9 protein-coding genes are annotated in these 15,160 nt (G+C 41.1%); 8 read left to right on the top strand and 1 reads right to left on the bottom strand.

Annotated features, from left to right (window positions below; genetic code table 11):
* Window positions 1-474: 474 nt before the first annotated feature.
* On the bottom strand, window positions 475-2,832 hold the full coding sequence (locus AACU32_RS05580) for an ATP-binding cassette domain-containing protein (RefSeq protein WP_096598616.1): 2,358 nt from the start codon (window positions 2,830-2,832) through the stop codon (window positions 475-477).
* Between the two features lie 408 nt (window positions 2,833-3,240).
* Here AACU32_RS05580 and AACU32_RS05575 point away from each other — a divergent pair, with 408 nt between their 5' ends.
* From AACU32_RS05575 to AACU32_RS05540, 8 genes are all read left to right on the top strand, one after another.
* Window positions 3,241-4,938 carry a protein kinase domain-containing protein gene (locus tag AACU32_RS05575; protein ID WP_339377540.1) on the top strand — a complete coding sequence of 566 codons (1,698 nt, stop codon included), beginning with the start codon at window positions 3,241-3,243 and terminating at the stop codon, window positions 4,936-4,938.
* Window positions 4,939-4,940: 2 nt separating this feature from the next.
* Window positions 4,941-5,738, top strand: a complete 798-nt coding sequence (locus AACU32_RS05570) for a M15 family metallopeptidase (RefSeq protein ID WP_339377539.1) — start codon at window positions 4,941-4,943, stop codon at window positions 5,736-5,738.
* Between the two features lie 105 nt (window positions 5,739-5,843).
* Window positions 5,844-7,232, top strand: a complete 1,389-nt coding sequence (locus AACU32_RS05565) for a serine/threonine-protein kinase (RefSeq protein ID WP_096598611.1) — start codon at window positions 5,844-5,846, stop codon at window positions 7,230-7,232.
* A 63-nt stretch (window positions 7,233-7,295) separates the two neighbouring features.
* The gene (locus AACU32_RS05560; RefSeq protein WP_096598609.1) at window positions 7,296-7,913 is read left to right on the top strand and encodes a Uma2 family endonuclease; all 618 of its coding nucleotides are present in this window, start codon (window positions 7,296-7,298) and stop codon (window positions 7,911-7,913) included.
* A 245-nt stretch (window positions 7,914-8,158) separates the two neighbouring features.
* Entirely contained in the window at window positions 8,159-9,736 is a 1,578-nt protein-coding gene (locus AACU32_RS05555) for a protein kinase domain-containing protein (protein WP_096598607.1), read from the top strand.
* A gap of 545 nt (window positions 9,737-10,281) precedes the next feature.
* A complete protein-coding gene (locus tag AACU32_RS05550) occupies window positions 10,282-10,422 on the top strand; it encodes a hypothetical protein (protein WP_339377537.1) in 141 nt (46 codons plus the stop codon).
* A gap of 324 nt (window positions 10,423-10,746) precedes the next feature.
* Window positions 10,747-13,140: a hybrid sensor histidine kinase/response regulator gene (locus AACU32_RS05545; RefSeq protein ID WP_096598605.1), complete on the top strand. Its 2,394-nt coding sequence runs from the start codon at window positions 10,747-10,749 to the stop codon at window positions 13,138-13,140.
* A 137-nt stretch (window positions 13,141-13,277) separates the two neighbouring features.
* The gene (locus tag AACU32_RS05540; RefSeq protein ID WP_096598603.1) at window positions 13,278-15,095 is read left to right on the top strand and encodes a serine/threonine-protein kinase; all 1,818 of its coding nucleotides are present in this window, start codon (window positions 13,278-13,280) and stop codon (window positions 15,093-15,095) included.
* Window positions 15,096-15,160 lie beyond the last annotated feature (65 nt).

The raw sequence follows: 15,160 nt of genomic DNA, 5'->3' as shown, positions 1-15,160 counted from the left end.
TATTTATACTGATAAATAATATAATTTATTTGTTTTTTTATATACTAGATATTAATTTAGTCCAAAAAAAGTTTATTTTGTAATATATCGAGGATAATCTCAGGCAAAGGCGCATAGACGCAAAGCGGCTTCCCGAAGGGTAGGCGCAAAGAAAAATAACGTATTTATGGCTTAAGGCGCAAAAATTTTTCCCCGAAATTGTGCGTTTGACTCTGGCAATTTTAACCATTTTAGGGAACGAAACAGCCCTGCTGCTTCCCAAGGGGGGCAGTGGGGACAAGGGAAGGGGGACAAGGGGGACAAATGCCCCATGTCCAATGCCCAATAAGTAGGTCAACTTTGAAAAACGTAAAATAGATTCCTGGCGATTACTTCGCTACACTGCGTTTCGCTCGTAATGACATTTGACGTTTAATTATGTTGAGCTACTTACTTCGACTTCGCTCAGTACAAGTGCCCAATGCTCATTAACAATTAAAAAATATCTTTCCGCTTTTGCAACCAAAAAGTAATAATTAAATAAATTGCTGTATGTAACAATAAAATTCCCCAATTTAAATTTAAATTTCCCCATGTTGCTGTATACACTGTCCGTTCAAATGGTTGGGGAACTGTAGCGCTATCAGGTAATAAGCTATTAACATCTACTAAAGAACCATAAGCTCCTACAGACCACCGACTTAACATCAACCATGATAAAAATTGATTTACACCTTCATTTGTCTTAAATAAAACTCCAGAGAAAATAATTTGTGGTAACAAGAGTAATGGTAAAGTACTATTCGCTTGGCTACTATTTTTCACAGTTGTAGAGACCAATAAACCCAAGCTAAAACTAGCTAATAATGTGAGAAATGTTGTAATTGCTAATCCCACAGGCCAAGGAATTAATTCGGGATGGGGAGATTTAAAGCCGATGAGAATGACTGCAACCATCAACAAAGTTTGGGCGATCGCTAAAATTGATAGTACTGTTACTTTCGAGCCAAGATAAGCTAATAATCCCAAATTAACTAAGCGTTCTCTTAAGTAAATTGCTCCTTCTTTGACAATTTCTTGTACAGAACTAGAAAGTCCTACCCACAATGCTGCACAAGTAAACACAAACAATACTTGCAAAGCTAAGGGTGCGAGTGTGGGATCTGGTTGTGTACCTAAAACAAAGGGTGTTTTATCTTTGATGGCTAAGGTGATCAGGCTAATCCCGATGGGCGCTGTTAACAGTGAGAGGAGAAGATTGACGCGATCGCGTAAAATTAATTGCCAGTACCGTTGTGTTAATAAAAACCACTGTTGCCAAAAGGAAACTTTTTTCCGTGTCGGTGCAAAAGACTTTGTTAACTGTGGGGTGACGGTATTTATTTGATTGCCAATGTAACGTTGATAAAAGGGAGATTGCTGAAATAGCAGTGCATAATCAAGAACTGCTTGCTCTTGTTCGAGTTTAATATAGATATCTGCAAAATCACTGACGCCGAAAAATTTCAAAGCTTCTTGGGGTGTACCAAAATAGCATAGTCTACCACCCAAACCGAGAAAGACAATGCGATCGCATTCGGTAATATTCGCTGTCGCATGGGTGACTAAAATAATTGTTCTTCCCCCTTGATGGGCTAAATCCTTTAATAGCTGCATCATCTGTTTATCCAAGCCAGGATCGAGTCCGGAGGTGGGTTCATCTAAAAAGAACAATTTCGGATCGGCGAGTAATTCTACGCCAATGCTAACTCGTTTACGTTGTCCACCGCTGAGATCACTAACTAAAGCATGACGGCGATGAGTCATTTTAATAGCTGCTAACGCCTGTTCTACCAATGGTTGCAGATTAATATCCGGCGGTAAGCGTAATTTGGCTGCATAGGTGAGTACCTCTGCAACTGTCAATTCCCGGTGAATTACATCATCTTGGGGGACATAACCAATTTGGGTGCGGTATAAATTGAAGTTTTTTTGTAAATCTTCACCGTTGAGAAGCACAACACCTTTGGTGATTTTCTCAATTCCTAACAGCGTCCGCATTAAAGTAGACTTACCCGCACCACTCCCCCCAACCAAAGCGACAAACTGTCTCGGTTCAATCGCAAAAGATAAATCATCTAGTCGGCGCTTACCTTTAGTTTCTAAAAGTAAATTCTGTGCATCTAGACGAATGCGATCGCCTTGATCGAGAATTTCTAAATTATCATCGCGTACCACTAAAGTAAACGGCCCGATGCGGATTTTCGCACCATTTGACAGTACAGCTGTCCCCATGACTTGTTTACCGTCAATAAACACCCCATTAGTGCTATAGTCCCGCAAAATGTAGCGTCCTTGCCCATCAGTGTCAATCGTCGCATGACGGCGGGAAACTGTCGGTGCATCTAACTGTAAATTAGCTTGCGGATCGCGTCCAAGTAAAATTGATCGTTGTTTTAACGAAATCGCCCGGATTGCTGGTGTAGTTACCGAATGTGCGTTGGAGGGATTGCAATATTTAATTTGAATCAGTTGATTTGGGTTTTGGGCAATTTGAATTTCCAGTCCATGAGTTAAATAATAGCCTTCTTTAGGAGTGATCAGGGAATGATTGACATATAGCTTATTGCTACTTGGTTTTTGCGCGTCACCGTCATGAATGCGGTACTCTGCACCATCCTGGCGTAACACCGCTTGACAACGGGAAACCACTTCCCAATGTTGCGGAACCAGTAAATCGCACATACTGGGATCTCGTCCCAAAATATGCTGTGGTTTTTTGAGTTCAAAATAGATAATCTCGCCTTGATTGTTTAATTCTAAAAAGGGATTTGCGCTAAAAACAGTCCGACTTTGTGAAGGTGGCTGTACCATAAATCGCTATTAAAGGATGAAGGATGAAGGATAAAGAAAGAAATGAGGAATTGGTACAAGTCTGTGGCTGCAAAAGATGATTTCGCCCTGATTCATGCTGCATTGCAGTCTGGAAAAATTCAGGTGTAAGAAAGCCTTATCTCCGCTTTTTTGCTTGATAGGAGGGTTAATTTTATCCTGCATACTGCATATCTCATCCTTCATGCTTCAGTTGACTTATCAAAATTTAATTTTTTCCGAAGAAATTAAATTTATTCGCGGTATTAAGAGTTTATGATATTGGACAGCGAAATACAAATTAGATGAAGAAACTATGAAGTTACAATATCGGGCATGGCATCAAAGCCAGAAAATATAGAGATTTTCTTTGCGGCTTGGCGTGAGCTTTTTAAATAGGAGTGTTATCTGATGACCTTGACAATATTAAATAATCGTTATAAGGTTTTGCGCGTACTTGGAAGTGGTGGGTTTGGGGAAACTTTTTTAGCAGAAGATACCCAAATGCCCTCAAGCCGTCGTTGTGTGATTAAACAACTCAAACCTGTGGCGAATAATCCCCAGGTTTACCAATTAATACAACAACGGTTTCAGCAGGAAGCAGCAATTTTAGAAGAACTAGGCGATCGCAGCAATCAAATCCCGAAATTGTATGCCTATTTTATAGAAGAAGGGCAGTTTTATTTAGTACAAGAATATATTGAAGGTCACACCTTGAGTCAAAAAATGCAACAGCAAGGTGTATTGAGTGAAAGCGCAGTTAAGGGAATTTTAATTGATATTTTACCAGTTTTAGAATTTATTCATAGCAAGCGTATAGTACATCGAGATATCAAACCAGATAATATAATTTTGCGTTTCTTTGATGGCAAGCCTGTATTAATTGATTTCGGCGCAGTCAAAGTCTCAATGGGTACAATTATTACTGCTTCTGGCAACTCCAACCAGTCAATTGTCATTGGTACCCCGGGATTTATGCCAATGGAACAATCGGTAGGCAGACCAGTATTTTCTAGTGATATATATAGTTTAGGACTGACAGCGATTTATTTACTCACAGGGAAATTACCCGCAGAAATCCCCACAGATCCGGGGACAGGTGATATTCTCTGGCGACATTTGGCTTTTAACATTAGCCCCGATTTTGCAGCTATTTTGGATAAAGCCATTCAACAATCAGCACGCGATCGCTATCCCACAGCTAAAGATATGTTAGCAGCATTGCAGACACCAATTGCACCGACTGTACCAATTTCTGCACCGACTGTACCAATTTCTGCGCCAACTGTAATTACCACACCAGTAACAGCAGGCTATGTCCCAACGCCAACAGTTGCAGCTGCACCACCGCCATACCAGCCGCAGATATCCTCCCCATCTGCAAATCCAACGCCATCGCCGAAAGGATTAGCAACTTGGCAACAAGGGGTAATTATTGGCGGTGCGATCGGCTCATTAGTTGTCGGTGGTGTATGGTTAGTCAGAGGACAATTATCTAATCAACCACAGCCATCAAACACCATAGCCGCATCGCCTTCACCTACTATTAATAATCAACAAACATTACCGCCCACAACATCTAAATCAATCGATTCAAACTCGTCTAATTCTAATCCCCAAACAAATTACCCTTCAACACCTAACACAGAACAATCAAGCATACCTATCAATAATAATACAACCCGCACAGACAAACCTGTAGCATCAGCGACACTGACAGAAGCAGGAGCAAAAAATTTAATTAATAATTGGTTACAAGCAAAGAAAGTCATGTTTGCGCCGCCCTATGATTCTAGTCCAGCCGCTGAGTTAACTACTGGTAAACAATACGCCGACGTTGCTGGCTATGATGGTTCTATCAACTCTCTCAAAACTGACGGTCATTCTTACAAATATGGTTTACAACAAATTGATGGCGTAGACGATTTTTATGTCAATGGTAACCAAGCAATGATTCAAGTAAAAGTTACCGAAGACCGTAAACTTCTGGACAGAAATGGCAACATTCTGCCTAAAGAAACTGACTTTAAAACCAGAACAGTGCGCTATAATTTGCAGCTTGTAGACCAACGTTGGAAAATAGCCTCTACTGAAATAATTAGCAAATAATTATGAGATTGTTCTCAAAACTACCTTATCTTGCCAGAATCTTACTAATTGCGACAGTTGTGGCACTAAGTGTCATCATTAGCGGTATCTTAATGATGCGATTTTCTACCTCAAACGTACCTGTTCAAGCTAAAAATTCGCCAACGGCAACAACTACAGTTTCTGCGCAACCAAGCTTAGATACCGCAGCCCTACCAACTGCTATTCCGACTAATACTACACCAATAGAAATAACAAGAACCACACAAGTTAAAAAAACAACAACATCTAATCAGCTTGCTTATGGGCATTTTCCTTACGCACAAGCCGAACGCAATCAAATGATGTTGATTGGTAGCTATGCTAGTGGTGCAGATCAACGCTTTGAGTATTTGAATACTGAAGCTGTGCAAGCATTTATGAAAATGACTTATGCAGCCAGAGAAGTAGGAATTTGGATTATTCCGGTTTCTGGATTCCGGACTATTGAACAACAACAAAAATTATTTCAAGACCAAATTAAGCGCCGGGGTTCTGAGAAAGAAGCAGCAAAAATTAGTGCCCCTGCTGGATACAGTGAACACCATACAGGCTTTGCTTTAGATTTAACAGATGGTAAATCTCCTAAAAAGGATATTACTTTAGCATTTGAAAATACTGATGCTTATCGTTGGTTGACTAAACATGCTCAAGAATTTGGCTTTGAACTGTCTTTTACTCGCAACAATAAGCAAGGAGTAAGTTTTGAACCTTGGCACTGGCGATATGTAGGTTCAGCAAACGCAGCCGCAATATTTGCTAATGCTAAAAATCAGCAATAAATAATTGAAAATAAGAGGATATCTAGATTTTTTACTCTTCAGTTTACGACAGCATACAAAGTAAAATATATTGAGGATTATCCTGGTTATTAACGATGCCAATTTATGCAAACGCTGCTGAACAATCGTTATCAAGTGATTCAGACTTTGGGGGGCGGTGGATTTGGTGAGACTTTCTTAGCAGAAGATACCCAAATGCCCTCTAAGCGTCGCTGTGTGATTAAACAACTCAAACCGATTCAAAACAACCCGCAGATTTACCAACTGGTACAAGAACGGTTTCAAAGAGAAGCGGCGATTTTAGAAGATTTGGGCGGCGCTACTGACCAAATACCCTCGTTATATGCTTATTTTCAGTCAGAAGGGCAATTTTATGTAGTTCAGGAGTTGATTGAGGGACAAACTCTCACAGCAAAAATGCAACAGCAAGGACTATTTAGTGAAAGTGCTGTGCGGGAAATATTAGTAAATTTGTTACCAGTTCTAGAGTATATTCACTTAAAGCGGATTATTCACCGCGATATTAAACCAGATAATATTATCCTGCGCGATCGCGACCAAAAACCCGTACTCATAGATTTTGGTGCAGTGCGGGAAACAATGGGAACGGTATTTAATTCCCAAGGCAATCCTACCAGTTCAATTGTCATTGGTACACCAGGTTATATGCCCAGTGAGCAAGCAATGGGTAGACCAGTGTTTTCCAGTGATATATATAGTTTAGGAATGACAGCAATTTATTTGCTGACGGGGATACAACCGCCACAACTAGAAACAGATCCCCGCACAGGCGAAATTATTTGGTCACAACATGCTTTAAATGTAAGTCCGACATTTGCAGGCGTCATTGATCGCGCCATCGCCTATCATCCGCGCGATCGCTTCCCCAGCGCCAGAGAAATGCTACAAGCCTTGCAAATGGGGGCAAATACCTTTCCACCCACACAAACTTATAACCCTCCACCATTAATTAATACGCCAGTAGCACCAACTCAACATACAGTTTCTGTTAGCCCAGGCTTCTCTCATCAATCTCCAAATCCAGACAATGGAAAAAAGGGAATATTTCTAGTTATTTTGATGGTTTGTGGTTTAATTGGTGTGACTGCGATCGCTCTTCCTATCACTAATTGGTTTATTGCTCAAAATCAATCAACTCAAGCAAATCAGCCTTTATCTCGTGGTTGGATTAGGCTTGGTGCTGTCAATAATACTTTAGGTACTGCCACAATTGGAGAACCCCTGATTCAAACATCTCAACCTGTTACTATTTATCCCTCTGTTGTCCCTAAAGTTGGTACGCAAGTGACGGTAATTAACGGAGTAAACGTCAGGAAAAATAAACCACAAAAACCTGATTATAAATTAGCAGAAAAGATAAGTACACTGGCAAAGGAAGAGAAAATAATTATTCTTAACTTAGATTATTTTACCGATCCAACATCTTCTTCTCAATACACTGCTGTTTGGGCAGAAGTGGGGTTACCAAATTAAAAAGTATGTCATAAATATTCTGGCGATCCAAGAAAGATAAACCTAAACAGAAATTAAGATGCTATGACTCAAGCTGTACCAAAAATAATTACTTTTGATGAATTTATTGCTTGGTATCCCGAAAACTCTGGGGTACGCTACGAACTGCACAATGGGGAAATTGCCGAAATGTCACAGCCTACAGGTAAACATGAGAAAGTAAAAGGGTTTTTGGTAAGAAAGCTATCTGTGGAGTTTGACAGGTTAAATCTTCCGTACTTTATCCCCAATCAAGCAATAGTAAAACCACCGGCAAGAGAATCAGGTTATTTCCCAGATGTTTTAATTGTCAATGATGCAGCTTTAGGCTCCGAACCTCTTTGGGAAAAATCTTCCACTATTATCAATGGTGTATCAATCCCTTTAGTTATAGAGGTTGTAAGTACGAATTGGCGAGATGATTACTATTTAAAACTTGCTGATTACGAGGAAATGGGTATTCCTGAATATTGGGTGGTTGACTATGCAGCATTAGGGGCGAGAAAATTTATTGGCAATCCTAAACAACCTACTTTTTCACTTTATCAATTGATTAATGGTGAATATCAAGTGACTCAATTTCGGGGTAGTGATAAAATTCAGTCGCCCACATTCTCCGAATTAAATTTAACAGTTGAGCAGATATTTATAGCAGGACAATAATCGGATATTTTCATAGGTGTGCTGACGCGATCGCCAATCATATCATGTCCGCTTGATTACTTACTAAATCTCAAGAACCCCACCCCGACAAAGCGACGCTTTGTCTCCCCTCCCCGCTTGCAGGGAGGGGATTAAGGGGTGGGGTGCAGTGAATATGAGGACTTCCGCGACCCGTTAAATCCCAAATCCAAAATGCTATAAAGTATACAATAAGTACCCTTATTCTGACTGGCTAACGCCAATTTATGCAAACGCTGCTGAACAATCGTTATCAAGTTATTCAGACTTTGGGGGGCGGTGGATTTGGTGAGACTTTCCTAGCAGAAGATACCCAAATGCCCTCTAAGCGTCGTTGTGTGATTAAACAACTCAAACCGATTCAAAACAACCCGCAGATTTACCAACTGGTACAAGAACGGTTTCAAAGAGAAGCGGCGATTTTAGAAGATTTGGGGGGTGCTACTGACCAAATACCCTCTTTGTATGCTTATTTCCAGTCAGAGGGGCAATTTTATGTAGTTCAGGAGTTGATTGAGGGACAAACTCTCACAGCAAAAATGCAACAGCAAGGACTATTTAGTGAAAGTGCTGTGCGGGAAATATTAGTAAATTTGTTACCAGTTCTAGAGTATATCCACACAAAGCGGATTATTCACCGCGATATTAAACCAGATAATATTATCCTGCGCGATCGCGACCAAAAACCTGTACTCATAGATTTTGGTGCAGTGCGGGAAACAATGGGAACGGTATTTAATTCCCAAGGTAATCCTACCAGTTCAATTGTCATTGGTACACCAGGTTATATGCCCAGTGAGCAAGCAATGGGTAGACCAGTGTTTTCCAGTGATATATATAGTTTAGGAATGACAGCAATTTATTTGCTGACGGGGATACAACCGCCACAACTAGAAACAGATCCCCGGACAGGAGAGATTATTTGGTCTCAACATGCTTTAAATGTCAGTCCGACATTTGCAGGCGTAATTGATCACGCGATCGCCTATCATCCGCGCGATCGCTTCGCCAGCGCTAGAGAAATGCTACAAGCCTTGCAAATTGGGGCAAATACCTTTCCTCCCACACAACCTTATCAGCCCCCACAAGTAGCACCAACACAACAGACTATTTCCGTCAGCCCAGCCGCATCTCATCAACAAAATACAATTCCCGTCAGCCCAGCTCCATCTCATCAACCGCCCAATCCTCACCCCCCAAACAATGAACAAAAAGGAGTCTTGATTGCGAGTTTAATTGCAGGTGGTTTGATTGGTGGTGCGATCGTTATTGGTTTTGCTCTCAACAACAATAAACAACCTCAACCAGTTGCACAGTCAACAATATCAGCCAATGACTCTGCAACAATCCGCAATCAACCACAGGAGACAGCAACCCCAATTACAACTATTCCCAGCCCCAGGGTGACTGATTATTCTCCTACACCCACCCCATCTCTGCAATCTTATCCCTCAACACCAACACCTATTGATCGACCATCACCAGAACAAGCTGTACAAAATTATTACGCAAATATCAATCAAGGTCAGTTTCAAAATTCTTGGAATTTGCTAACTCCTAGCTTCCAAAATAATCGCAAACTCCACCCCAATGGCTATGTTTCCTATATAGATTGGTGGGGAAATAGAGTGCAAAGCGTATATGTTAAACAAGTTAATTTAGTGCAAGCAAATGCAGAGACAGCAACTGTTAATGCGCAGTTAGAATACACACTGAAAACGGGAAAAGTTGTCTCTAGTTCAGTTAATTTCCTGTTATTATGGGATGCCGACAATCGCAGATGGGTTGTTGCCGATGCTAAGTAGTCTACTACATTAATTTTGATGGACTGCGAGATCCCCGACTTCTTGAAGAAGTCGGGGATCTGAACTCTCGTTGTCTCTGAGAAAGTTATAAAAATTAACAAAGAAATCAGTAAAAACTAGTAAAAATGGAAAATAAAGCATTATAATTTCTATTTTTCTTGGGTGCAACCTGCAAAAAGTCAGTGAAATTACCGTTAGACAAAAACCGTAGCGGATAAAAATATGACTACACCAACCAGTTTGTATCTGAAGATTTGAATAAGTTAACAAGCGATCGCTAACACTTCACCATTGACTCTTCAACTCCACTTAACGCCAGTCCGCGACGATCTACCACCTCATAATAAAACAATTTAATTTATTATTTCAAATGTAATATTAGTAAGCCAACAACAACCATAATAAACATCCCTACTAAAAATAGGTTATCTGCGATTAATTCAAAATTACTATTATTATTGTTTCTGATAGATAGATATGATAAAAAACAAGAAGTAATGAATATCAGGGTATCAACTCCTAATATATCATCAGCATAAGTTTTCATGTGGAAATTCATTGTCCGCAAAAACGTAATCACTGTTACACATACACCAATCATTGTCGAAGCTGTTGGTAAAATGTGGGACGATAATGCTTTTTTTGGTTGTTTTGGCGGCAAATTTGATTTTTCCACTAAATATTGAAATATCCAACTAGCAAGGAATTGAAATCTGCTATTATTCTCAATAACTTTAGCTATCAATGACATCTATCAAAAAATCTCAACAGCTATTTTTGTCATCTTTAAATAATTTAATTCAAGAAAGCATTTATAAACTAACTGGTATATGTGGCAATTTTATGTCCAAGTTATGACGTAAATATGTCATTTACCACCTGCTTATATTTAGTTAGTTTTAGATAGTAGAATTAGTGTGCTGATGAGGATTTAAATTGCCAGATCATCATTCAGTATGGGCAAATTTAACAATTATTTACAGCGGTTCCCATAACAGCGAAAACGGAAAATGTTGAGAGTAAGATATCCCCGAATTTTGCATTACGGTATGGCTGTATTGAGTGTGTTAGTCGCACTACTACTAACTCTTATTTTGCAGCCCGTCCTCAACAAGAGCAGACTAGTAATATTTTTTGCTGCTGTAGCTGTCAGTAATTGGTATGGTGGATTCAAACCTGGACTACTAGCGACAATCTTGGCAGTATTAGTCAGCGATTACTTTTTCATCCCTCCGATTTACTCTGTCACACCCAGCAGTTGGGAAAATATCGCCCAGCTAATTGTATTCGTATTTGTCTCCGTCTTGATTAATTCGCTGAATACAGAACTGAGGATAGCGAGAAACCGCTCTGAAGCTAGTTTAGTCAAAGCAGAAGCGGCACGTAAAGAAGTCACCAACATCTTGGAAAGTATCACTGATGCTTTTATTTCCTTCAACAATCAGTGGTGCTGCATTTATATCAATGAACAAGCTATGAAGCTGTTACAAAAAACCCGCGAGGAGCTAATTGGGAAGCAGGTATGGGAAGAAGTATTTCCCCATGTATTTGGAGATCTGGCTTACCAAGAATTGCATCGAGCAGTTAATGAACAGACTACTTTGGTATTTGAAGATTTTGCACAATCTATTGACATTTGGCTGGAAATTCATGCTTATCCTTCTGCAAATGGACTTGCTGTCTACTTTCGAGATATTAGCGATGCCTATCGGCAAGCTGCGCAACGCAAACGAGCAGAAGCAGAACGCACTCAGCATCTACTCCAAGCACAGCAGCATACATATCGATTGCAAAGGTTGGCGGAGATATCCCTCACCATCAACTCAACCCTATCGCTTCAAGAAAGGCTGCAATTGCTGACTGAGCAATCTCGTGAAACCATCGGTGCGCATCAATCAGCTACTAGTATTACGGTAGATGAAAACTCGACACAGGCGATTCATGCAGTTTCGCTCTCAAACAAGTACGCACAATGGCAGAATTATCAGCAAAAACCACTGATTTTTCCTCTACAAAAACCGATACGGATGACTCAGGCTGAACTAGAATCCCATCCCATTTGGAGTGAATTTGCAAAAGAATTTCCTCAGTCTCTACCGCTGCGCGGTTGGCTAGCAGCGCCACTTGTTAATAGTAATGGCAAAAATATTGGTCTAATCCAGCTTTCTGACAAATATGAAGGTGAATTTACCGCAGAAGACGAAACTATTCTGGTGCAAATGACTCAGATGGCATCATTAGCAATCAACAATGCCCATCTCTACGAAGAATCTCAACGAGCCAATCGAGTCAAGGATGAGTTTTTAGCCATGCTCTCCCATGAATTGCGATCGCCTCTCAATGCTATCTTAGGTTGGTCACAAGTCTTGCGCTCTGGTAAGTTGAATCCAGAAATTACCATGCGTGCTTTAGAAACTATTGAGCGCAATGCCAAATTACAAACTCAACTCATTGAAGATTTGCTAGATGTTTCTCGCATCCTCAGGGGTAATATCAGCCTGAACGCCTTTCCCATCAACCCCGCATTACCGATAGCCGCAGCAATCGAGACTATGCGTCTAGCGGCGGAAGCCAAAACGATTCAGATATTACCTGTGATTGAATCTAATATCGGCACGATCTCAGGCGACTCCAACCGCTTACAACAAATTGTGTGGAATTTGCTATCTAACGCCATTAAATTCACATCCCCAGGGGGAAGAGTGGAAATTCGACTAGCCGCTGTAGACTCCCAGGCGCAAATTCAAGTGAGTGATACAGGTAAAGGAATTAGCGCTGAGTTTCTACCTTATGTGTTCGACTATTTCCGCCAAGCTGATGCTTCCATTACCCGGAATTATGGCGGATTGGGACTCGGTTTAGCAATTGTGCGCCATTTGGTAGAATTGCATGGCGGTACTGTGAGGGCGGAAAGTTTAGGGGAGGGAGAGGGAGCGACCTTTACAGTCAAATTCCCATTGCTGAAGCAACAGCCACTAACAAATCAGATTGATAAATCCTTAAACAATCCGCCAAACATCAACGGCGTAAAGGTACTAGTTGTTGATGATGATGTTGATACACGAGAGTTTCTAGTTTTTATCTTAGAGCAACATGGAGCGATCGCATTAGCTTCAGCTTCAGCAACAGAAGCCTTAGAACGCTTAGAACAGTTTCAAGCAGATATCTTGCTGAGTGATATTGGAATGCCAGGAGAGGATGGGTATAATTTTATTCGCCGAATCAGAATACTAGAATCTTCTCGCATTAAACAAATTCCCGCGATCGCACTCACAGCTTATGCTTCTCATGAAGACTGTAATCGAGCATTAAAAGCCGGCTTTCAAAAGCATATTCCTAAGCCGGTAGATCCAGCTGAGTTAATTACAACTGTTGCTCACCTCAATGCTAGCTTTGACCGTTAAATTTTGTGCGATCGCAAGTAGGGGCACATTTGTTAATGTGATGAATAGCGATCGCGGTCGCTTTGAGACCATCTAGTTTACATTAGTAAGGGCAAAGTCTCACGACAAGCTACTAGACGTCCACGCTTTCACAGAGCATGACAATAACCCTTCTCAACAATCGGTATCAAGTTATTCAGGTACTCGGTGCTGGTGGTTTTGGCGAAACCTTTCTGGCAGAGGATACTCATATGCCTTCTCGCCGTCGCTGTGTAATCAAACAACTTAAACCCATCAGTAATGACCCGCAAACCTACCAATTGATTCAACAGCGGTTTGAGAGAGAAGCCGCAACTTTAGAGTATTTGGGCAAAAGTAGCGACCAAATCCCGGAACTTTATGCCTATTTTTCGGAGAATGGGCAATTTTACCTCGTTCAAGAATGGATTCATGGTCAAACCTTGAGAGATGTTATCCAAGCAAAAGCATCCGAAAGTGAAACTGTGGTTCGGGGAATTCTTTTAAGTCTTTTGCCCGTCTTAGAATATATCCACAGCAAAGGAATTATTCACCGCGATATCAAGCCGGATAACATTATTCTCCGTTCCCAAGATGGTAAACCAGTATTGATTGATTTTGGTGCAGTCAAGGAAACTATCCGTTCTGTGGTGAGTTCCCCAGGATTAGCTGCGCAATCAATGGTAATTGGGACACCAGGATATATGCCCAGCGAACAAGCCTTAGGTCGCCCAGTTTATGCTACTGATATTTATAGCTTAGGTTTAACAGCAATTTTTCTGTTGACGGGTAAACAACCACAAGAACTAGAAACAGACCAGCAAACTGGAGAAATACTCTGGCAAAATTACGCCCCTAAAGTTTCCCCCGGTTTAGCCAAGGTACTTAATCAAGCGATTAAACCCAATGCTAGCGATCGCTACACCACCGCTAGTAAAATGCTCTATGCCTTGGAATCTGCTAGTTATATTGTCCCACCCACAGCTACCAAACGTCCCACCGCTATTGCATCAATTAACCAAACCCAAGCCTTATATTCCCCACCACCCCAAGCAATTCCGGCGCAAAATTGGCAAAAGCCAGCTTTAATTGTCAGTGGTTTAGTAGTAGGTGGATTAATTAGTGGCGTAGTGATTTCTAACCTTACCCGCCAACCAGAATCACAAACAGCTATTGTCAGCAATTCCACTCCTTCAGTTGAACCTTCAGCTATTAATCCCGAACCCTCAGATAGCGCGATTGATTCCCAACCTTCCCCAACAGCATCACCATCACCTGTGCAACAAATTCCTGCACCGATTCCTACGTTTAACCCCAAAGTAGAACCCGAACCGCCAGCAGTATCCACATCGATACCAGAACCAGAGCCAGTAATTTCTGATACTCCCACACCCACCCCTACATTAGCACCGCAGCCAAAAGCAGAAAATCCGCCACCTGTAGTTCCGACACCAGAGGTACGTTCCACACCACAAAATAACAACCAGCCGCCTAAATCAGCTAGCAGTAGCGTCAAGCAAAAAGTTCCGGCATTTCCCACCGGCACATCAAGAAGCAGCGTTGAAGCTACACTTGGTAAGCCAGCTAAAGATTTAAAAGGACTTTGGGGTAAAACCCGTGCAGTCACTTATAAAGTAGTTCCAAACCAAATTGACTTAGGCTATTTATTTGATCGTAAAACTGGAGCGTTACGTCAAACTGAAGCCGCTTTTGCCCAATCGGTAGACCCCCAAGTAATGCAGAATACTTTAGATGGAATGTTAGGTGGTCAAGCAAGTCAAGAAATTAAACAGGGACTACAACAAATCCAAAATCGTCAATCTGATAATTTCCAGTTTTCCGCAGGTTCAGTGAAGGGTCAAATTGTGCGTCAGAACTGTGATTTTATCTACATCAGCATTTGGGATGCAGATTTACATGATTTTGTCAATCCCGCTGATGCAAAACAATGCAGTTAACTCAAGTATGAGGTAAAAGGGGGTCAGATCCCCGACTTCTTAAAGAAAAAGGGGATCTTGCAGCC

Origin of the sequence: Calothrix sp. NIES-2100, from assembly GCF_963875285.1 — a bacterium.
In the GTDB taxonomy this organism is placed as follows: Bacteria; Cyanobacteriota; Cyanobacteriia; order Cyanobacteriales; family Nostocaceae; genus Aulosira.
This window is presented reverse-complemented; position numbering and strand designations above follow the sequence as displayed.

Excerpts from the sequence above, each read along its gene's own strand:
- AACU32_RS05565 (WP_096598611.1), top strand. The coding sequence starts at position 5,844 with ATGCAAACGCTGCTGAACAATCGTTATCAAGTGATTCAGACTTTGGGG.
- AACU32_RS05570 (WP_339377539.1), top strand. The coding sequence starts at position 4,941 with ATGAGATTGTTCTCAAAACTACCTTATCTTGCCAGAATCTTACTAATT.
- AACU32_RS05580 (WP_096598616.1), bottom strand. The coding sequence starts at position 2,832 with ATGGTACAGCCACCTTCACAAAGTCGGACTGTTTTTAGCGCAAATCCC.
- AACU32_RS05575 (WP_339377540.1), top strand. The coding sequence starts at position 3,241 with ATGACCTTGACAATATTAAATAATCGTTATAAGGTTTTGCGCGTACTT.
- AACU32_RS05560 (WP_096598609.1), top strand. The coding sequence starts at position 7,296 with ATGACTCAAGCTGTACCAAAAATAATTACTTTTGATGAATTTATTGCT.
- AACU32_RS05545 (WP_096598605.1), top strand. The coding sequence starts at position 10,747 with ATGTTGAGAGTAAGATATCCCCGAATTTTGCATTACGGTATGGCTGTA.
- AACU32_RS05550 (WP_339377537.1), top strand. The coding sequence starts at position 10,282 with ATGTGGAAATTCATTGTCCGCAAAAACGTAATCACTGTTACACATACA.
- AACU32_RS05555 (WP_096598607.1), top strand. The coding sequence starts at position 8,159 with ATGCAAACGCTGCTGAACAATCGTTATCAAGTTATTCAGACTTTGGGG.
- AACU32_RS05540 (WP_096598603.1), top strand. The coding sequence starts at position 13,278 with ATGACAATAACCCTTCTCAACAATCGGTATCAAGTTATTCAGGTACTC.